Source organism: Tamlana crocina (assembly GCF_012037625.1).
In genome coordinates, this window is sequence record NZ_JAAVJS010000012.1 from 1 (window position 1) to 18,354 (window position 18,354).

General features: G+C 38.6%; 19 protein-coding genes. 6 read left to right on the top strand and 13 right to left on the bottom strand.

What is annotated here, in order from left to right:
• Positions 1 to 156 precede the first annotated feature (156 nt).
• The 3 genes from HC176_RS09745 to HC176_RS09755 form a co-directional block, all read right to left on the bottom strand.
• Positions 157 to 1,947 carry a ribonucleoside-diphosphate reductase subunit alpha gene (locus HC176_RS09745; protein WP_167918016.1) on the bottom strand — a complete coding sequence of 597 codons (1,791 nt, stop codon included), beginning with the start codon at positions 1,945 to 1,947 and terminating at the stop codon, positions 157 to 159.
• A gap of 51 nt (positions 1,948 to 1,998) precedes the next feature.
• The gene (locus HC176_RS09750; protein WP_167918017.1) at positions 1,999 to 3,273 is read right to left on the bottom strand and encodes a ribonucleotide-diphosphate reductase subunit beta; all 1,275 of its coding nucleotides are present in this window, start codon (positions 3,271 to 3,273) and stop codon (positions 1,999 to 2,001) included.
• Between the two features lie 449 nt (positions 3,274 to 3,722).
• Positions 3,723 to 4,286 (bottom strand): DUF3109 family protein, encoded by a 564-nt coding sequence (locus HC176_RS09755; RefSeq protein WP_167918018.1) that lies wholly within the window; start codon positions 4,284 to 4,286, stop codon positions 3,723 to 3,725.
• Positions 4,287 to 4,391: 105 nt separating this feature from the next.
• Between HC176_RS09755 and HC176_RS09760 the strand changes: the two genes are divergently transcribed.
• The 3 genes from HC176_RS09760 to HC176_RS09770 are packed head-to-tail and all read left to right on the top strand — an operon-like array spanning position 4,392 to position 5,808.
• Entirely contained in the window at positions 4,392 to 4,979 is a 588-nt protein-coding gene (locus HC176_RS09760) for a MarC family protein (RefSeq protein ID WP_167918019.1), read from the top strand.
• A 12-nt stretch (positions 4,980 to 4,991) separates the two neighbouring features.
• Positions 4,992 to 5,195, top strand: a complete 204-nt coding sequence (locus HC176_RS09765) for a hypothetical protein (RefSeq protein ID WP_167918020.1) — start codon at positions 4,992 to 4,994, stop codon at positions 5,193 to 5,195.
• A gap of 1 nt (position 5,196) precedes the next feature.
• On the top strand, positions 5,197 to 5,808 hold the full coding sequence (locus HC176_RS09770; protein ID WP_167918021.1) for an FAD-dependent oxidoreductase: 612 nt from the start codon (positions 5,197 to 5,199) through the stop codon (positions 5,806 to 5,808).
• A 93-nt stretch (positions 5,809 to 5,901) separates the two neighbouring features.
• On the opposite strand, the gene HC176_RS09775 is transcribed toward HC176_RS09770, so the two are convergent.
• From HC176_RS09775 to HC176_RS09795, 5 genes are all read right to left on the bottom strand, one after another.
• Positions 5,902 to 6,510 (bottom strand): hypothetical protein, encoded by a 609-nt coding sequence (locus HC176_RS09775; RefSeq protein WP_167918022.1) that lies wholly within the window; start codon positions 6,508 to 6,510, stop codon positions 5,902 to 5,904.
• Between the two features lie 27 nt (positions 6,511 to 6,537).
• Positions 6,538 to 8,130 (bottom strand): S41 family peptidase, encoded by a 1,593-nt coding sequence (locus HC176_RS09780; RefSeq protein WP_167918023.1) that lies wholly within the window; start codon positions 8,128 to 8,130, stop codon positions 6,538 to 6,540.
• Positions 8,130 to 8,561: a deoxycytidylate deaminase gene (locus HC176_RS09785; RefSeq protein ID WP_167918024.1), complete on the bottom strand. Its 432-nt coding sequence runs from the start codon at positions 8,559 to 8,561 to the stop codon at positions 8,130 to 8,132. Before HC176_RS09785 ends, HC176_RS09780 begins: the two co-directional genes overlap by 1 nt.
• Before the next feature lie 294 nt (positions 8,562 to 8,855).
• Complete coding sequence (locus HC176_RS09790) at positions 8,856 to 9,446, bottom strand: HupE/UreJ family protein (RefSeq protein ID WP_167918025.1); 591 nt, start codon at positions 9,444 to 9,446, stop codon at positions 8,856 to 8,858.
• 55 nt (positions 9,447 to 9,501) lie between these two features.
• Positions 9,502 to 10,473: an NAD-dependent epimerase/dehydratase family protein gene (locus HC176_RS09795; RefSeq protein ID WP_167918026.1), complete on the bottom strand. Its 972-nt coding sequence runs from the start codon at positions 10,471 to 10,473 to the stop codon at positions 9,502 to 9,504.
• A 152-nt stretch (positions 10,474 to 10,625) separates the two neighbouring features.
• Here HC176_RS09795 and HC176_RS09800 point away from each other — a divergent pair, with 152 nt between their 5' ends.
• On the top strand, positions 10,626 to 11,144 hold the full coding sequence (locus HC176_RS09800) for a hypothetical protein (RefSeq protein ID WP_167918027.1): 519 nt from the start codon (positions 10,626 to 10,628) through the stop codon (positions 11,142 to 11,144).
• Positions 11,145 to 11,299: 155 nt separating this feature from the next.
• Here HC176_RS09800 and HC176_RS09805 read toward each other — a convergent pair whose 3' ends face one another.
• Positions 11,300 to 12,016, bottom strand: coding sequence for a tetratricopeptide repeat protein (locus HC176_RS09805; RefSeq protein WP_342448679.1), 717 nt, complete (start codon positions 12,014 to 12,016; stop codon positions 11,300 to 11,302).
• A gap of 183 nt (positions 12,017 to 12,199) precedes the next feature.
• Between HC176_RS09805 and HC176_RS09810 the strand changes: the two genes are divergently transcribed.
• A complete protein-coding gene (locus HC176_RS09810; protein ID WP_167918028.1) occupies positions 12,200 to 12,667 on the top strand; it encodes a CBS domain-containing protein in 468 nt (155 codons plus the stop codon).
• 67 nt (positions 12,668 to 12,734) lie between these two features.
• Here the strand turns inward: HC176_RS09810 and HC176_RS09815 are convergent, their stop codons facing one another.
• Positions 12,735 to 13,085 carry a hypothetical protein gene (locus HC176_RS09815; RefSeq protein WP_167918029.1) on the bottom strand — a complete coding sequence of 117 codons (351 nt, stop codon included), beginning with the start codon at positions 13,083 to 13,085 and terminating at the stop codon, positions 12,735 to 12,737.
• A gap of 233 nt (positions 13,086 to 13,318) precedes the next feature.
• Between HC176_RS09815 and HC176_RS09820 the strand changes: the two genes are divergently transcribed.
• Positions 13,319 to 13,651: a single-stranded DNA-binding protein gene (locus HC176_RS09820; RefSeq protein WP_167918030.1), complete on the top strand. Its 333-nt coding sequence runs from the start codon at positions 13,319 to 13,321 to the stop codon at positions 13,649 to 13,651.
• 36 nt (positions 13,652 to 13,687) lie between these two features.
• Here the strand turns inward: HC176_RS09820 and nadB are convergent, their stop codons facing one another.
• The 3 genes from nadB to HC176_RS09835 all read right to left on the bottom strand — a co-directional run bounded on the left by nadB (position 13,688) and on the right by HC176_RS09835 (position 18,216).
• Positions 13,688 to 15,256 carry an L-aspartate oxidase gene (gene nadB / locus HC176_RS09825; protein WP_167918031.1) on the bottom strand — a complete coding sequence of 523 codons (1,569 nt, stop codon included), beginning with the start codon at positions 15,254 to 15,256 and terminating at the stop codon, positions 13,688 to 13,690.
• 5 nt (positions 15,257 to 15,261) lie between these two features.
• Entirely contained in the window at positions 15,262 to 16,188 is a 927-nt protein-coding gene (gene nadA, locus HC176_RS09830; protein ID WP_167918032.1) for a quinolinate synthase NadA, read from the bottom strand.
• 210 nt (positions 16,189 to 16,398) lie between these two features.
• A complete protein-coding gene (locus tag HC176_RS09835) occupies positions 16,399 to 18,216 on the bottom strand; it encodes a hypothetical protein (RefSeq protein ID WP_167918033.1) in 1,818 nt (605 codons plus the stop codon).
• Between the last annotated feature and the right edge of the window lie 138 nt (positions 18,217 to 18,354).

The following is an 18,354-nucleotide window of genomic DNA, read 5'->3' on the forward strand; positions in this document are numbered from 1 at the left end:
GAGGTAAAAGACTTAGCTGGTCTTGATTGTAAGTCTTAAAAACTACTTTTCTGCTCATTCTTAAATTTAAGAATTTACTAGAAATTAGAGTATAAAAAAGAGACTGCCTTTTCAGACAGCCTCTTTTGTTATAGCTATTTTGGTACTATTGGAAGTTTAGCCTTCGCAACTAGCACATTCCTTTTTCTGCTTAAACTTTTGTGCCGCATTCATACTGTGTTGGTAGTACAACGATTTAAGCCCCAATTTCCAAGCAGTAACATATATCTTGTTGATGTCTTTTACAGGCATATCTGGGTGCACAATAATGTTAACCGACTGCCCTTGGTCAATATGGTTTTGTCTGTTTGCCGCTTGATATACAATAGTCAATTGGTCAATTTCAGAATAGGTTTTAAACACATCGCGTTCCTCTTCCGTCAAGAATTCCAAATGCTGAACCGACCCATCGTAATCGCGGATGCTGCGCCAAACCTCAGCTGTATTTTGCCCTTTTTCCTCTAAAAGCGCCTCTAAATACGGGTTCTTTATTGTGGTTTTAATTTTGGCAATATCCTTCACGTAAATATTAGACCAAATAGGCTCGATACCTTGCGACACTTGCCCCAAAATAAAGGCTGATGACGTTGTTGGCGCAATGGCATTCAAGGTAGCGTTACGGCGCCCGTAACCTTTCAACACTTCTGGCTCGCCGTACAATTTGGCCAACTCTTCTGAAGCTTTATATGATTTCTCTTCAATTAGCTTAAAGATTTCACTGTTCAGGTTAAATGCCTCCGCACTATCAAATGCCAACATTTTAGACTGTAATAATGAGTGCCAACCTAAAGCGCCCAAACCTAATGCTCTATTTTCTTTTGCAAAATTATAGGCACGCTCCATGAACATAAATGTTTGTCTGTCGTCCAAATCCTCAGAATCTCTGAATTCTTCCAGCTTTTCAACAAACTCAGTGATTACCGCATCCAAGAAATAAACCATGGTTTCAACGGCATCGGTATCTTTCCACTTATCGTAGTGCAATAAGTTGATAGACGACAACACGCATACAAACGACCAGTTTTCGTTGGATGGCAACATGATTTCCGTACATAGGTTGCTCGCTACAATTTGGTGTTTTTTGTCTTGATAAACATCAGCCGCTTGGTTGTTGGCATGGTCTTTAAAGAAAATATAAGGATAACCTATCTCACCTCTTCTTTGGATTACTTTAGCCCAAATGGAACGCTTTTCCACATCGCCATCAATCATTTCCTGCATCCATTTATCGGTTACCGTTACACCGTGGGTCAATTCCTGGATAGAATTCCCTTCGGTACCAATTTCCAAAAACTCCTTAATATCTGGATGCTCAACAGGTAAATATGGTGAAAAACGCCCTCTACGTACCGAACCTTGGCTAACCACATCTACCATTTTTTCAAAAAGCTGCATAATATGCACCGCACCAGATGACACTCCGTTGTTTTTTACTGGCGCTCCTCTGTGTCTCAAGTTTCCAAAATACCCCGAAGTACCACCTCCTAATTTAGACATCATACCCACTTCAGATTGGGTATAAAGGATATTCCCCATATCGTCGGCAATATTCGAACCGAAACAGCTAATTGGAAGACCGCGCTTTTTTCCAAAGTTTGACCACACTGGCGAAGCCAACGAGAAAAACCCTTCGGCCATATATTTGTAAAATTTATCGGCATAACCATCAATTTTCAAAATAGATTCCGCACGTTCAGCAATTTCCCTAATTCGTCCTTCTGGTGTAGTGCCTTCGGTTAAATAACCTGATTCCAAAAATTTGCGACTGTTTTCTGTTAACCATTTAAATTCTGGCTCCGATTCTTGTCGGGTTGCGCTTTTAATCTGCTCTTTTCTAGCATTTAAAAGTTGGTCGTAGTTTGATTGTTGCTCGGTAGTTTCGTCCTGGAGGTGCGTGTTTACTTTCATGTTTTAAGATTCTTGTATCGGGTTAGTGTTAGGCTAATTATTCGGTCTTGTTTAGAATAAGTCGTCGCTGGTTATACTTTTTGTTCTTTTACTATAGTTGATAGAGCGCTTCACAAAGAAATCGCCGTGTTTGGTGCCAATTATTTCATCATCAAACCATTCGGTTTCAGCCAATAGTTTTTCATCTACTTCAAATACTTTTCCTATGCCGATGCTTTCCAATGAATTGTTGAAACGGTTTTTGATGAATTCATTAACCACGTCCTTCGGAAGGAAATCCAATTCGCCATCCTCAAAAATCCAATCCACAATATCGCTTTCGGCATTAAAGGCCTCTTTACATATTTTTTGAATTTTCTCATCGTATTCTTCACCAAACCATTTTGGGTTTTCCTTTTTGATGATTTTGATTACATCTATCCCGAAATCACCGTGAATCTGTTCTTCTTTCGATGTTGCTTCCACCACATTAGAAATACCTTTCAACATATTTTTGTGCTTGTTGAAAGCCATGATGATTAAAAACTGCGAAAACAACGACACGTGCTCAATAAATAGGGAGAACAACAATATCGATTCGGCATAATCCTGTATATTTTCGCTTTTGGAATTTTTAAGCGCGGTTTCCAAGTAATGCACACGGCGCATAATTACCGGTTTCTTTTTCAAGCTTTTGAATTCTGCATTCAATCCCAAAATTTCCAACAAATGCGAATAAGCATCATGATGGCGCACCTCACTTTCGGCAAAAGTTGCCCCTACCGAACCAATTTCTGGCTTTGGCATTTTTTGATAGATATCGCCCCAAAACGTTTTTACCGCCACCTCGATTTGCGAAATGGCCAACATAGTATTTTTTATAACTGATTTTTCGGTTGGCGTCAATCCAGTTTTAAAATCCTGGACATCGCTGGTAAAGTTAAACTCACTGTGAATCCAGTACGAGTGCCTAATGGCGTTTACATATTCGTATAAATCTGGATACTCGTAAGGTTTTAAGTTGATACGCTTTTCGAAAATATTGGTTTGGCGCTTTCTGGCCTGCTCATCACGATAAAGGATATAAGCCTTAGCTGCATCATGGAACGCACTTCCCATCAATTTATCCTCCACAATATCCTGCACCTGCTCCACCGTTGGCACGTATCTGGCATCAACAGCTTTTCTGGCCAAAAGCGATTCGAATACTTTGCTCGAAATAGATTCGGCATCCTCTTTAGTACCATGCCCTACCGAAAGCATCGCTTTTTCAATAGCGTTCGTAATTTTTTCCAATACGAAAGGTGTGGTTTCGTAGTCTCTTTTAATGATGTGCGTTATCTCCATTATGTTTGGTTTTGGTTAAATCTTTAACAAAAGCTGTTTTTTTACTACCTAAAATGCTCACTGAACACGCCACCCTTGTTGAAATATTTTAACACTCGGCTTTCAACAAAGTTTGCAAATTGTAAAATATGTTTTAGGCAACTGTAAAACACATTTTTAACAAGTTTATTAACAAGCTAAAAAAAATTGAATTTTGCTCCTGAATTGAGTACAACAAAGATTGCAAAATGATCAATACATTTTTGAACGAAACCAAAAACCTTTTCAACAAGTTTTTAACAACGCGCAAAACACAAAAAACAAGAAAGTTAACAAGAAAAAATCACCAAAAAACTAAAAATCAGTAGTTTATGTTTTTTTGGTTTTCTAAAAGTTTACAAAAAAAATTAATGATTTTACCGCTAAAACACTGGTTTAAACCATGTTTTGCACAGTTATTTTTCGGGTTGTTAAAAAGTTTCGGCAACCTTTTCCAACTCGGCGTACCAGTCTTCCCCAAATTTCCTTATGAGGGCTTCTTTTACGAATTTGTAGATAGGCACTTGAAGTTCTTTTCCAAGGGCACAGGCATCGTCGCAAATTTGCCATTTGTGATAATTCACGGCCGAAAATTCACTGTAATCTTGAACCCTTACCGGATACAAATGGCAGGAAACTGGTTTTTTCCAATTGACTTCTCCTTGGTTATACGCTTCTTCAATACCACAAAGCGCAGTATTTTTATCGTCGTAAATCACATAAGCACAATCGGCACCGTTGATGAGCGGTGTTTCCAAATCGCCATCTTCAGTTTCAATTGAAGTCCCTTGGGCCTCAATAGCCGCTACCCCCTCTGCTCGCAGAAAAGGTTTCACTTTCGGGTAGATCTCCTTTAAAATTTTAACCTCATCTTTATCAAGCGGCGCTCCGGCGTCACCATCTACACAGCAAGCCCCTTTACACGCCGACAGGTTGCACAAAAAGTCTTTTTTTATAACATCTTCTGAAACAATGGTTTTGCCTAATTGAAACATAACTTATAATTATTCGAGCGTGCAAAAATAATTAAACTTTAGCGTTTATCAGCATTTATATTTGCCATAATCCCCATACTTTTGCATTAAATTAAAAGCGAAGTTATGCAACTGGATTTTAAGGAAATATTCACGGCATTTATGGTGCTGTTTGCGGTTATTGACATTGTGGGCAACATCCCCATTGTTATTGACCTAAGAAAAAAAGCAGGACACATTCAAAGCGAAAAAGCCTCTATTGTTGCGGGAGTTATTTTAATTGTATTTCTGTTTTTAGGAAAAAGCATCCTGAACCTTATTGGCATTGACGTCAATTCGTTTGCCGTTGCCGGCGCCTTCATTCTATTCTTTATTGCTTTAGAAATGATTTTAGGCATCACCCTTTACAAACAGGAAGAACACGACTCGAAAACCACAGCTGTTTTCCCGTTGGCATTCCCTCTTATAGCTGGCCCCGGAAGCCTAACAACATTACTTTCGCTAAGGGCCGAATTTAGAACCGAAAACATAATTGTTGCCGTAATAATAAATGTTATTATTATTTTTATCGTTTTAAAAACATCATCAAGAATTGAGCGCCTTATTGGCCAAAACGGCATCAACATTATACGGAAAATCTTCGGAGTGGTGCTTTTGGCTATTGCCGTAAAATTATTTACCCATAACATTAAAGCGCTTTTTGACGTTGTTTAAACAATCCATCTTATGAAAATCTTATCTATAATTCTTAGCGTTATTGCCTTAGGCCTGATTATTTTCAATTTTACTAAAGTAAATTTTAGCGCTCCTTTTGAAGGCGAAAGCACCGTAGCCCTCATAACCATTGTTGCTGGGCTTTGTGTTATTTTAATTATGGCTATTTTGAGAACCTCAAAACGCATTGAAGAGCAAGTAAAAAAACGTAAATAATATGTTCGACGTTCTAATTATAGGCGGGGGTGCTGCCGGCATGTCCTGCGCTTTGGTTTTAGGTTCTGCACAGCATAAAGCATTTGCAAAAAACAAGCGCATTGGTATTGTTATTCACCAAAAAACATCGCATTTGCAAACAGCACTGTTCAACAATGTTTTAGGATTGAAACCCGGCACTACCGGCGCTTCTGTTTTAAATGATGGAATAACTCAGCTCAGTGAACTCTACCCACATGTTGAGCAAATTGACAAAGAAAAAGTATTGGAAATTTCCAAAACAGCATCGGGCGACTTCACGGTGGCTACCAACAAAAATACGTACCAGTCCAAAACAGTTGTGGTTGCCGTAGGCTACACCAATTTAATGAACATCACAGGATTGGAAGAGTTTGTTGCCCCACACCCCCGTGCCGCTATTGAAAAAGACCGTATTTGGCTTAAAAACACCGACCATTTAATTGAAGAAAATCTTTATGTAGCAGGGTCTTTGGCTGGTTGGCGTAGCCAGTTTGCTATTTGTTCGGGCAGTGGCTCGCATGTTGCCACTGATATTTTAACACTTTGGAACAATGGAAAGCACACTAAAGTGCATGATAAAATTGAGGTTTAAATTCCCTCCTTATCATTTCTTTCCTATAACCTCTAGTATTTTCCCATGATTTGCATTCGAAAAAAAATAAGGCTATTTATGCCCTAAATTTGCCTACCTTAAAAACTCTTGAATTCCGAATTCAGGGCTTGAGAACACCTCTATACCAATATCATCCAAGTACCTTTTGGCCCCTTCCATGGAAGCCTGTGCCAAAAACACAACATCTACTTTTGGTACGATAGATTTTATTTTTTCAGCAATCCCCTTTTCATACCCCACGAAATCTTTACTTTTGAAACGAGACCAGTACGAAGAACAGTCGCAATAAATAATTTCTACATTTTTATTGAGTTCATCAGCTAATTTTATAATTAGATTTGCACTTACTGTCTTTGTTGAATTTGCCGTATAAACCAACCCGACTTTGCCATAATTCTCAACTATGTACCTCACTATTGGCTCATCGATTCTTAAAACCCCGTTTTCTTCTGATAATTCTCCGTAAGTAGAGCAGGTACAAACTATTAGATTAGGGTTGTGTTTTCTTATTTCATCAACCTCTTTTTTAAACGAATTGCTATCTGTTTCGCCACTTTCCAAGGCTTCTTTCAACAGGGCTTCGTTTACAAAGTGTTTGATTTCAATATCTTTATCAAACTTTCTTACCAATTTTTCAAATCGTTCAACAAGATTTTTTGATGTATGTAGAAATGCTATCATTTTCGGTTACCCAAATTAGGCCCAACTTTATTGATTCTCCTCACTAAGTTTAATCACTTCTTCGACCATAAGATCACGCTGGTTATAAACTTCTTCGAACGCCCCGTTTCCAAAAAGTTGGTCGGCCAAAGTCGCTTTTATGTATTGTTTTACCTCATCGTGATAGGCTACAAAAGTGACTTTCGAATCGGAACGCAGATTTAAATAATCCTGAAAGGCAAACACCAAATCGTCGCCCACTTCATAGTCATCAACAAAATCCTGTCTCGAAATACCGTCGTACTTATGCCTATCTTGCTCCAACTCTTCAAAAACAAAATTTCCGAAGAACCCGCGTCGCAGTAAAAAAGAAAGTGTTTCGTTTTGCATGCTTTTATCTAGCGGCACAAATACATCGGGAATAATACCACCGCCACCATAAACCACTTTTCCCGCAGGAGTAGTAAATTTTAACGAATCGTCCACTTGTATTTTTTCGGGATCTAACAATTCTCCGCTATCCAAACGTTCGAAATACTCATCATAATAATCTTTGTTACCATGGTCGTACGGCCGTTGAATGGAGCGTCCTGTTGGCGTGTAATACCTTGACACGGTTAAACGTACGGCACTGCCATCGCCCAAATCCATTTCACGCTGCACCAAACCCTTTCCGTACGAGCGCCTGCCAACAATAGTACCTTTATCGTTATCCTGTAATGCACCTGCAACAATTTCACTGGCCGAAGCCGAGTTTTCATCAATCAGCACATACACTTTGCCGTTTTCAAAATCGCCTTTACTCGTCGCAAAACTTTTATCGACATCACCACGTTTGTTTTTTGTAAACAGGATTAATTTATCATCCTCTAAAAACTCATCGACTATTTTTTCTGCTATACTTAAAAAGCCACCAGGGTTCCCCCGTAAATCCAACGCCATTTGCGTCGCACCCAACGATTCCAGTTTATCGAGCCCAGACTTAAACTCCTTATAAGTCGATTCAGCAAAACGGTTAATTTTTATATAGCCCAAATCGCCGGTAAGCATATAGGCCGCATCAACACTTTTAATGGGTATTTTTCCGCGTTTTACGTTAAACTCCAAAAGTTCTGGCTCACCGCGCCGGAACACCGTTAACTTCACTTTAGAGTTTATTTCACCCTTTAGTTTATTTATAATATCGCCATCGTTCAGCTTATTTCCGTATAAGGTATCGCCATCGGCCATTAAAATCCGATCACCGCCCTGAATACCAGCCTTGGCACTAGGTCCGTTTTCTATAGCCCGAATAACCGCAATGGTATCTTTATAGGTATAAAAACTCACGCCAATACCCACAAAATCGCCTTTCATCTCTTCGGCAACACGCTGCATATCTTCCTTTGGAATATACACCGAATGCGGATCGAGGTTTTCTAAAATACCATTTACGGTAACATCAACAATACTATCGGTATTGATGTCGTCAACATAATCGTATTCAATATAATCGATTAATCGGTTGAGTTTATCCTTTTTACTATTGGTTGAAAATAGCTTATCGCGAGAATCTCCAAAATCTAGTTTTCCCCCAATAAAAATGCCCGTTGCAATAGCAACACCCAACACTAATGGCAAATATTTTTTTGAAAACGACATTAATCTTCTAAATCTTCTATCAATTTAAGTTCTACACCGGCTTTTTCAAGAAATCTTAATCCAGAATCATCTTTGTAAGCTTGGTGGTACACCACTTTTACAATTCCAGCTTGATGTATTAGCTTACTGCACTCTTTGCAAGGCGACAAGGTAATGTAAAGCGTAGCGCCTTTGCACGATTGTGTTGACGCCGCTACTTTTGTTATGGCATTGGCCTCGGCATGCAACACATACCATTTAGTATAACCTTCTTCGTCCTCACAAAAGTTTTCAAATCCTGACGGTGTTCCGTTGTACCCGTCCGATATAATCATTCTATCCTTTACAATAATCGCACCAACCTGCTTGCGCTTGCAGTAAGATAGTTTGCCCCACTCTTGGGCCATTCTCAAATACGCTTTATCGTACTTTAACTGTTTTCTATCTGGCATTAATCTGTTTTAAATTATGGTGTTACCCCGGCCTAGCAAAAACCCAAGGCTACTGGGGCCAGGCTATTCGCTATATCTTTCTTGTGCTAATCTTGTTTCAGCATTCCAACTTGCTTTATCCATAAATTTAGTGCACATTGATCACAAACTTATAGGTTTAGCACAAAAAAGGATGCCGCACTCCCGATAGCTATCGGGACCTTAACGCAATAGCATAACGAATATAGTTGCAAAACATTTTAATTGCAACGTATAGGCGTTAAAGTTATAAGAAAATTTAAGAGAATTAGTGGTTTACGACAAGAAATCACTATTTAAAATCATGGGGATAACCAACCCGACCACAATCGAAGAAATCACCATAATCCAATCGCGCTTGCTAAACCTAAAAATGGTTTGCACAATATAGCCTAAAAACAGAACAATAAACACGATTATAACCTGAGCCAACTCAATGCCTAAAGCAAACTCCAGCAACAAGACCAGTTTGTTGTCGCTATCGCCAAGCAACATTTTAAACTCCCTGGCAAAACCTAAACCATGAATGAGCCCAAAAAACAAAGTTGATAAAAATAGTACGCCCACTTTTTCGCGTTGCGCGCCTTTGCCCGAGGTAAACACATTAAACAGTGCCACCACCATAATGGTAATAGGAATTAAAAATTCAACCATCGAAGCATTTACGCTCACTACACCATAAGAAGACAACACTAAAGACAAGGTATGCCCTAAGGTAAACATGGTTACCAACAAAAGTACTCTTTTCCAATCTCTAAAAAGATAAGGAACGGTTAATACGATAAGGAACAAAACATGATCGTATGCATTAATATCTAGTACGTGATTAATGCCATATTCTACGTTAAACCAAAAATTTTCGAGCATAGCCTTTTAGATTTAGGGTTGTCAAATATACAAATATTGATTAATGATTGCTCAATCAATCTGTTTTGTTTAAAACGTCTTCATATTTTTTCTTTAAATGCATCAACATGTCTTCGGTAATACGCTCTAAACCGAATTGATGTTTCCACTTCCAGTCCTCTCGCGCATACGAATCATTGATATGTTTCGGCCAACTTTCGGCGATATCTTGCCGGTAGTCGGGCTTATAACTGATTTTAAACTCTGGAATGTGTTTTTTTATCGATTCCGCAATCGTTTCGGGCGTAAAACTTATGGCCGCCAAGTTGTACGACGATCGGATTTTCACATCTTCAAACTTGGCATGCATGATATCAATTGTGGCCTTAATAGCATCGTCCATAAACATCATAGGCAATTCGGTATCTGCCTTTAAAAAGCATTCGTACTTCCCTTGTTTTATGGCTTCATGATAAATCTCGACAGCATAATCGGTAGTTCCTCCACCAGGCAATGTTTTCCAACTAATTATGCCAGGATACCGCAAACTACGCACGTCTACCCCGTATTTGCTATAATAGTATTCGCACCACCGTTCGCCCACCTGTTTAGTTATTCCGTAAACAGTAGTAGGCTCCATAACCGTATATTGCGGTGTATAATTTACAGGAGTAGTCGGACCAAAAACCGCAATACTTGATGGCCAGAACACTTTCTTAATAAACTTATCGCGGGCTAAGTTCAACACATTAAACAGCGAGGTCATGTTCAAATCCCAGGCTTTCATGGGGTATTTTTCTCCAGTGGCACTTAATAGTGCAGCCATGAGATAAACCGTATCGATATTAAATTTTTCAACACAGGTTTTTACACTAGCATAATCTTGGGCATCAACAATTTCGAAAATTCCGGAATTAACCACATCCAAATTGCTATAGCTTATATCGCTGGCCACCACATTATTGTCACCATAAATATCCCTTAGAGCAAAAGTCAATTCAGAACCAATTTGTCCGCAAGCACCAATTATCAATATTTTAGAGCCCATTAAAAATAGTTTTATTAAAGATAGTTCAAAAATAATAAGTTTTTATTGATAATATTCTATTTTTAAAATTGAATATTATTAATTTGAATCGTAGTTGTGTCTATAAAAATGTAAGTATTGATATATTTGCAATCAACCTTTATAAATACAGTATGCGCACTATCCTTTTAACCCTTGTGGGTTGCTTCATTTTACTTTCGTCGTGCAAAGACGCACCTGAGCAGGCCAACACAGACAACGTTGAAGCCAGCGAAAGCCAAAGTTTAACTGAGCAGGATTTGGCTAAACTTAAATACACCGATTACATTCTAGATGAAGAAGCCGAAAAATTAATAAAAAACTCTGGGGAGTACGTGCAACTGGAAGACTTGGTTAAAAACATTAAACAAGGCGACCTCAGTTTTTTTGAAACCAGTGAAGAAACCCAAAAAGACCTTTTTAAAAACTTGAGACAAACATTGCCCGACGCCCTAAACACCGAATCGGTTTTAGCGAGGATATTGGTTTTGGAAACCAAATTCCACCAATTGGAAAGTCTTTACAACTTATCGACCACAACAAAAGACGAACTATTAAAAAATACCAAGGAATTTTTGGTGGCCTTCTCGAACTTAAACCTCCAAATGAACAAAAAAATGGAGTTTGATAACCGCACTATTGAAAAACCTTAAGCTCTGCTACGGTAAAGTTTGTCACGAAAGCTGAAAGACGAACAGTATAACTGACAATAAAACTGGCCATACTTTTAGGCCTCTATATTTTATTCGACAAAAAAGCCGAACCCACATAAATGGATTCGGCTTTTAATTTTTTCACAAAACCACTTTTAATTCTGTGGTTGCGCCGCTTGACTCTTTAATGCTTGCTTTTGTCTTAAAAGCTCATTCTTGGTAATCTGTACCAATTGAAAATTGGGGGCGTCTTTTTGCACAGCATCCAGCACATCAACAGCCGGATCTATATTGGCTTTTCGGTCTTTATTATAAATGGAAAGTGCCTTTAAATACATGAAGGCCGATTTTAAAGGCACTTCATATGGGTTTTGGCTTTCGTAAAAGGCCTTTTTCATTTCGGATTTTGCATTTGCAATACCGTATTCAATATGCTTATCGGCTTCGGCCATGTTTTGTATTTGCAAATTGAGTTCTGCTAATTCATAAGCCACCACAGGATTTGGGTCGCGCTTAAACAACTCTTCAAAATGCCCAACCGCCAACTCTGGACGCTTTATAGCCTTTAAAGATACCGCCTTAACCTCTAAGGCAATATCAGAATCGGTCAACTTTTTTTCAGCTCCTAAAGTATTTAAAGCCTCCATGTATTTGCCCTCGCTCATGTATATATAACCCAAAGTATCTTTTCTGGCTTGCGAAGGAGACAACACATTGAGGTGCGTCATGGCATTAATTATACCCTGCACATCGCCTTGGGTTTTCATTTGCTTGTAATACGCTTCGTAATGTTTCATTAATTCCTGGTTGGTTTGCGCCACCATTACCGCACTGCCCAGAAATAAAACCAATCCAAATAATTTTTTCATCATCGTTTTAATCTAATTTATTTTAAGTGCGCTAAAACTATAAAAATTTAGCATTTATTTCCTTAAAAGAATGCTAATTATTTGAAATTACAGCGCAAATCATCTCATTTTAATCAACAAACAAAATGATGTTTTAGGTTTTATAAAAATAAATGACTATATTTAAGTTTATTAAATTTACTATTTATGGGAATAAAAAGTTTTCAAGGAGCCAGAAGACAGCAGACCAACGCTGCTGAAACGCCGTCATTAACCGTTAGCGATTACATGACCAAAGACTTAATTACGTTTACACCAGACCAATCGATTGAAAGTGTTATGGAAGCGATTATTAAGCATAGAATTTCTGGTGGCCCCGTAGTTAACAACAAACACGAACTGGTTGGAGTAATTTCTGAAGGCGATTGCATCAAGCAGATTAGCGAAAGTCGTTATTACAATATGCCCATGCAAGACCAGACTATTGAAAAGCACATGGCCAAAAATGTGGAAACCATTGATGGCAACATGAATATTTTTGATGCGGCCAATAAATTTTTAAATGCCAAACGTCGCCGTTTCCCTATTGTTGAAAACGGAAAATTGGTGGGACAAATAAGCCAAAAAGATATTTTAAAGGCTGCAATGGAGCTAAAAGGGCAAACCTGGAAATAAAAATATCTATCATTAACTTAAAAAGCTTTGGCTGAAAATCATCAGCCAAAGCTTTTTTTATTTCCATTTAACTTTCGCGTTTTACCAAAGCATAGTAGTCGCCCTCAATCGGCAAATAGCCTTGGTCGTACACAAAATAATACACCTTCCCAGCTTTTGTGGTGTAAATACTAGTAAAATAATTAAAATCGAAACCTGCCTCAATTAATCTTCCGCGTGAGGCCGTTGTTTTTTGGCCGGGATTTAGCGACTCCAAAATGCGGTAGTTTTTCCGAAGCCTATTGTTAATATTCCGAATTAAATTTTTACTGTCTTTATTGACCCGGTTATTATAGGCATTTCTGCATGCGTCATTACAGAATTTTTTATCAATCCTGCCCACAATTTTGTCTCCACATTCCAAGCATTGTTTTTGCATGAATGAAAAGTACAAAAAAATCCAATAACCGACAACAAACGTTTACAAACGATATTAAATAAGTAACAACCGAGTACATTTTGAAAGGTGTCACATATTTGCAGTATTGAATTAGTATTGGATTCCGTTCGGTAATAATTCACGAAAAATAAAAGTTCTTGAATCAAATTCAGAACAAAGCATTAACTGTTTAACGTTCCTGAAATAAATTCAGGATTTAAAAAATTTAAATTATGAGCACGCTAAGAAACAAAGTACAGTTGATTGGAAATTTAGGAAACGACCCAGAAATCATCAATTTGGAATCTGGAAGAACATTGGCCAAATTCAATTTGGCTACCAACGAAAGCTACACCAACAACAAAGGCGAAAAAGTAACCGACACCCAATGGCACAATATTGTAGCTTGGGGAAAAACGGCACAGATTATTGAAAAATATGTTTCGAAAGGAAAAGAAGTTGCCATTGAAGGCAAATTGACTTCACGAAGCTACGACGACAAAGAAGGCAATAAACGCTACATCACCGAAATTGTTTGCAACGAATTGCTAATGCTGAGCAAATAATCCTTTTTTTGCCCTTAGGATAAGTAAAGTCGGTTTTTATACCGACTTTATTTTTTTAGCGTTGTCGATATTGAAATAACCGCCTTTGTTTTCGGTTCGTTCTAAAGACTGCTCGATAATTAAATGAGCCACATTTATCATGTTACGCAGTTCGCAAAGCGAGGTTGTAATTTTATGTTGTTTGTATAAATCCTCAACCTCACTATAAATGAGCTCAATACGTTTTATTGCGCGTTTTAACCGTTGGTTGCTCCTAACAATCCCCACATAATCACGCATCAAGGCCTGCAACTCTTTTTGGTTGTGCTGAATTAACACATGCTCCTTACTAATCGTAGTGCCTTCGTCATTCCACTTTGGAATATCCACATTTAGCATTACCACATCACGCTTGGCGTGGTATTTAAAAATGTTATGGGCATACACCAAAGCTTCAAGCAATGAGTTTGATGCCAACCTGTTGGCGCCATGCAACCCAGTCCTAGAACACTCACCACAGGCAAACAGGTTTTTTATGGAGGTTTTTCCTTTTTTGTTCACTTTAACGCCTCCACATAAATAATGCGATGCCGGCACCACCGGAATCCAGTCCGTTTCAATATTAATATGGCGACTTTTACATTTATTAAAAATATTCGGGAAGTGCTTTTTAAACGCTTCAACATCCAAGTGCGTACAATCCAAATACACATGTTGGTCTCCAGATTTTTTGAGTTCGTTATCGATACACTGAGATACGATATCTCTAGATGCCAACTCGGCACGGTCGTCGTAATCGGGCATAAACCGATGTCCGTTTTGGTTTCGAAGATAGGCCCCAAATCCTCTAACCGCTTCAGAAATTAAAAAAGATGATTCACCCTTAGCGTCGTAAAGTGCCGTTGGGTGAAACTGCACAAATTCCATGTCTTTAATACGTGCTTTGGCGCGATAAGCCATAGCAATACCATCGCCCGTGGCAATCGCTGGATTGGTAGTATGCCCATAAACTCGGCCAATGCCCCCAGAGGCCAACAAAGTTACCCCTGATTTTATAGTGAAAATATCACCCGTTTTCTGGTTTAGAATATAAGCCCCGTAACAAGTCAACTCTTCAGCGTTTGCATCTTTTACATGGTGATTGGTTACCAAATCAATAGCAAAATGATGCGGCATGATGGAAATATTGGGCAACTGATGCGCCCGTTTTAGGAGTGCTCTTTCAATTTCGTAGCCCGTAATATCTTTATGGTGTACAATGCGGTATTCAGAATGCCCACCTTCTTTTCCCAAATCGAACTTTCCGGCATCGTTAACATCAAAATTAGCGCCCCAAAGCAAAAGTTCTTCCAATCGGTCGGGACCTTCCTTCACCACCATCTTCACCACATCTTCCTTGCATAACCCATCTCCCGCAATAAGCGTGTCCTTTATGTGTTTTTTAAAAGAATCTTCTTCTTTATTCAAAACAATAGCCACACCACCTTGGGCGTATTTGGTGTTCGATTCGTCTTCACTGGCTTTGGTAACAATAACCACTTTCCTTTCGGGGAATTTTTCAGCAATTTTAACTGAAAAGGTCAAACCCGCGATACCAGAACCAATAACGAGATAATCTGAAGTCATTTTGATTATTTTGACAACTCCAACATGCGTTCAATAGGCAACAATGCGCGGTCTATAATTTTAGGGTCTACTTCAATTTGTGGCGATTCGTTAAGTAAACAATCGTATAGCTTTTGGAGGGTATTCATTTTCATGAAGTGGCACTCGCTGCACGCACAGGTATTGTCTTCTTTTGCAGGTGCCGGCACCATTTCGGTGTTGGGCATTTCCTGTTGCATTTTGTGCAAAATACCCGCTTCGGTAGCCACAATAAACTTTTGGTCTTGGTGCTCCTTCACATAATTGATCATTCCGGAGGTAGAACCAATGTACGTGGCCGTATTCAAAATATGGGTTTCAGACTCTGGGTGTGCAATAATTTTGTAATCGGGATATTTTTTATGAAGCTCGATTAGCTTATCCATCGAAAAGGCTTCGTGCACCACACAGCTACCGTCCCAAAGCAACATGTCTCTGCCCGTTTCATTGATAATGTAACGACCGAGGTTTCTATCGGGGGCAAAAATAATAGGTGTCTCTTTTGGAATGGAGTTTACTATTTTCAATGCGTTTGACGAGGTGCAAACAATATCGCTCAACGCTTTAATTTCGGCGGAACAGTTTACATAAGTAATCACCACGTGGTCGGGGTGCGCTTTTGTGAATTTCTCGAAAGCTTCTGGCGGACAAGAATCGGCCAGTGAGCAACCCGCATTCAAATCGGGCAGCACCACCGTTTTACTAGGATTTAGAATTTTAGCGGTTTCGGCCATAAAATGAACGCCCGCAAAAACTATGATATCGGCATCGGTTTCGGCCGCCTTTTGTGACAAGCCCAAACTGTCTCCCACATAATCTGCAATATCCTGTATTTCACCAACCTGATAGTAATGCGCAAGAATTACTGCATTTTTCTCCTCTTTCAGCCTTTTTATCTCTTTTACTAAATCCATTTTAAACTACAATCGTGTGATTACAAAACAAGTCGGCAAACTATTGACCGACTATTTTTTTTTTGCAAATATCTTAATTTATCTGCTTATAAGGATTGTAATTAACTGAAAAAATACGGACAACTTAAATACAGACAACAATTCAATCGAATATTTAAATAATTATCAACCAAACGGTTTAAAATTTCAGAAAACAAAAAGACTTCTTTTTCACCTTCGTTCAAGAACCTCGACAGACTGGCTTTGAAGCGATGCTAAAAGTTGGATTAATTCTCGTTCATTACTTTTTAATTCGCTAAAAATGGACGCTTGACCTTCTGAAAACGCGCTTTTTAAATGGCCAAATAAACTTTGATAATACGCAATCCCCTGTTTTAAATTATGAGAGAAAGTTGTTAAATATTTTTCCTCTTTTGAATTGACATTCACACGAAATTCTTCAACTTTTTTCTTTAGATAATCTACGTAAATGTTCAATTCTTTAATAAACATATTTGGGCGACCAGGTATTGAAATCACATTTTCACGACCATAAATATGGTTGGTTATGCTCGCCAAACTCATCACCTTTGAATAATAAGCCATGTTTGGCCCAGGGCAAATAGAAACCCCTTTGCCTTCGGTTTTTGTATCCAAATTATAAGCTAATAGCGCCGAAGTACCCAAGCCCACACAAGTACAAGATTTTTCTATTATTTTGTCGTACTTGGTTTTGTATTCATTTAAAGGCAATTGCATGCTTTCCAATTCCTTAATTTTAAGATGCTGATATTCCCGCGAGGCGGTGCAAATTCCTGTTTCTTTAAATTCTTTGTTAAGCGCCACGAACTTTTTGGGGCACGAACTGCCAGGCCTGTTCTTATCAATCAATTTTTGTTTTTCGAGGTCTTTGGTGTTACCTTTTAAATTATTGAACGGCACGCCCAATGGCGAAATATCGCTTAAATACAAATCGTCCTCTTTGGCCTTTGCCAATTTGCCCAATGTTTCGGCATCAACAGTGGTGGCCTCTGGCACGAGCAAAAACGGACTGCCCCAACCCACCGAATCTAAATTATAGTGTTTCAGTAAAAATTCGTGTTCTTCGTTTGTACCCACACCCCCTTGTGCGGTAACCTTAAACGACAATTCTTCGGGAACCCGTTTATTTTGATTTAAAAGTTCCTGTTTTAAAACTTCAAAAACCGTGCTGTGCAACTCATTTCTTTTCTCTTTGAACTCATTTAACACCGGCCCCAAAAGAAAACCATCGGTAGCAAAGGCATGCCCTCCGCAGTTGAGCCCAGACTCAATGCGATATTCTGAAACCCACAACCCTTTTTTTGCCAAAAACCGACCTTGAATCAAAGCCGACCGATAATCGCTCACTTTTAAAATGATGCGCTTTTTAAATTGTGCGTTTTCATTTGGGAAAAAGTCTTCAAACTGCGCCATGTAACTGTACAGCCTTGGGTTCATTCCTGCCGATAGTACCACAGAAGATTCCAATTTACTCTGTGCAAACCCGCGTAAAGCCGCATGGGCATCGTTATATTCAACCGGTAGTTTTTCGCCTTTTTGGTAATTATCCTTATCTACCTTCGTCATAATATTCACATCGATGGCTCCCATCAACAAGTTTTTCGAAGCCCACTTTTTAATTTCAGATAAATCGAATCCTTTTGAAGTCAACTTTTTAAATTCTTCTTTTAATCGCAATCCATCGGGAAGCATATTGACGTAAGCAGCAACATCATTATTGGCTTTTGATGCCATATTTTTTAAGGCTTGGAAGTTCTTTTCGGCCAAATCGCTAATTAAATTCAAATAGGAAGTTATCCGTTTTGCCCTAAAATCTTCAACCTTATCGCTAATTTCATGATAGGGCAATTCAAATTTTTCGCTGTACATTTTCCTTAATTTCTCAAGCAAAATATCGTCAACCAAAGAAATTACCGAATCTATTCCCAAATGCGCCACCTTAAAAGGTGTATCTGCAGTAAAACCAATACCCATTACAGGGATGTGAAACGTGTGTGCTGTTGCCATGTTTTTATTTTAAACCAGCAAAGATACGGTGGCACAAAACGACAGAATATGACAAATATCATATCCAAAAGCTTCAGTTTTACTTGCAAACCGCGAGAAAACTCTTTGTTTTATCCAAAAAACCGATTAAAAACATGA

What these genes read in the sequence shown, in the direction of transcription:
- HC176_RS09755 (WP_167918018.1), bottom strand. Translation starts at nt 4,286, where the DNA reads ATGTTTCAATTAGGCAAAACCATTGTTTCAGAAGATGTTATAAAAAAA.
- HC176_RS09760 (WP_167918019.1), top strand. Translation starts at nt 4,392, where the DNA reads ATGCAACTGGATTTTAAGGAAATATTCACGGCATTTATGGTGCTGTTT.
- HC176_RS09785 (WP_167918024.1), bottom strand. Translation starts at nt 8,561, where the DNA reads ATGCCAGATAGAAAACAGTTAAAGTACGATAAAGCGTATTTGAGAATG.
- HC176_RS09745 (WP_167918016.1), bottom strand. Translation starts at nt 1,947, where the DNA reads ATGAAAGTAAACACGCACCTCCAGGACGAAACTACCGAGCAACAATCA.
- HC176_RS09790 (WP_167918025.1), bottom strand. Translation starts at nt 9,446, where the DNA reads ATGCTCGAAAATTTTTGGTTTAACGTAGAATATGGCATTAATCACGTA.
- HC176_RS09765 (WP_167918020.1), top strand. Translation starts at nt 4,992, where the DNA reads ATGAAAATCTTATCTATAATTCTTAGCGTTATTGCCTTAGGCCTGATT.
- HC176_RS09780 (WP_167918023.1), bottom strand. Translation starts at nt 8,130, where the DNA reads ATGTCGTTTTCAAAAAAATATTTGCCATTAGTGTTGGGTGTTGCTATT.
- HC176_RS09800 (WP_167918027.1), top strand. Translation starts at nt 10,626, where the DNA reads ATGCGCACTATCCTTTTAACCCTTGTGGGTTGCTTCATTTTACTTTCG.
- HC176_RS09815 (WP_167918029.1), bottom strand. Translation starts at nt 13,085, where the DNA reads ATGCAAAAACAATGCTTGGAATGTGGAGACAAAATTGTGGGCAGGATT.
- nadA (WP_167918032.1), bottom strand. Translation starts at nt 16,188, where the DNA reads ATGGATTTAGTAAAAGAGATAAAAAGGCTGAAAGAGGAGAAAAATGCA.
- HC176_RS09750 (WP_167918017.1), bottom strand. Translation starts at nt 3,273, where the DNA reads ATGGAGATAACGCACATCATTAAAAGAGACTACGAAACCACACCTTTC.
- HC176_RS09805 (WP_342448679.1), bottom strand. Translation starts at nt 12,016, where the DNA reads ATGATGAAAAAATTATTTGGATTGGTTTTATTTCTGGGCAGTGCGGTA.
- HC176_RS09770 (WP_167918021.1), top strand. Translation starts at nt 5,197, where the DNA reads ATGTTCGACGTTCTAATTATAGGCGGGGGTGCTGCCGGCATGTCCTGC.
- nadB (WP_167918031.1), bottom strand. Translation starts at nt 15,256, where the DNA reads ATGACTTCAGATTATCTCGTTATTGGTTCTGGTATCGCGGGTTTGACC.
- HC176_RS09775 (WP_167918022.1), bottom strand. Translation starts at nt 6,510, where the DNA reads ATGATAGCATTTCTACATACATCAAAAAATCTTGTTGAACGATTTGAA.
- HC176_RS09820 (WP_167918030.1), top strand. Translation starts at nt 13,319, where the DNA reads ATGAGCACGCTAAGAAACAAAGTACAGTTGATTGGAAATTTAGGAAAC.
- HC176_RS09810 (WP_167918028.1), top strand. Translation starts at nt 12,200, where the DNA reads ATGGGAATAAAAAGTTTTCAAGGAGCCAGAAGACAGCAGACCAACGCT.
- HC176_RS09795 (WP_167918026.1), bottom strand. Translation starts at nt 10,473, where the DNA reads ATGGGCTCTAAAATATTGATAATTGGTGCTTGCGGACAAATTGGTTCT.
- HC176_RS09835 (WP_167918033.1), bottom strand. Translation starts at nt 18,216, where the DNA reads ATGGCAACAGCACACACGTTTCACATCCCTGTAATGGGTATTGGTTTT.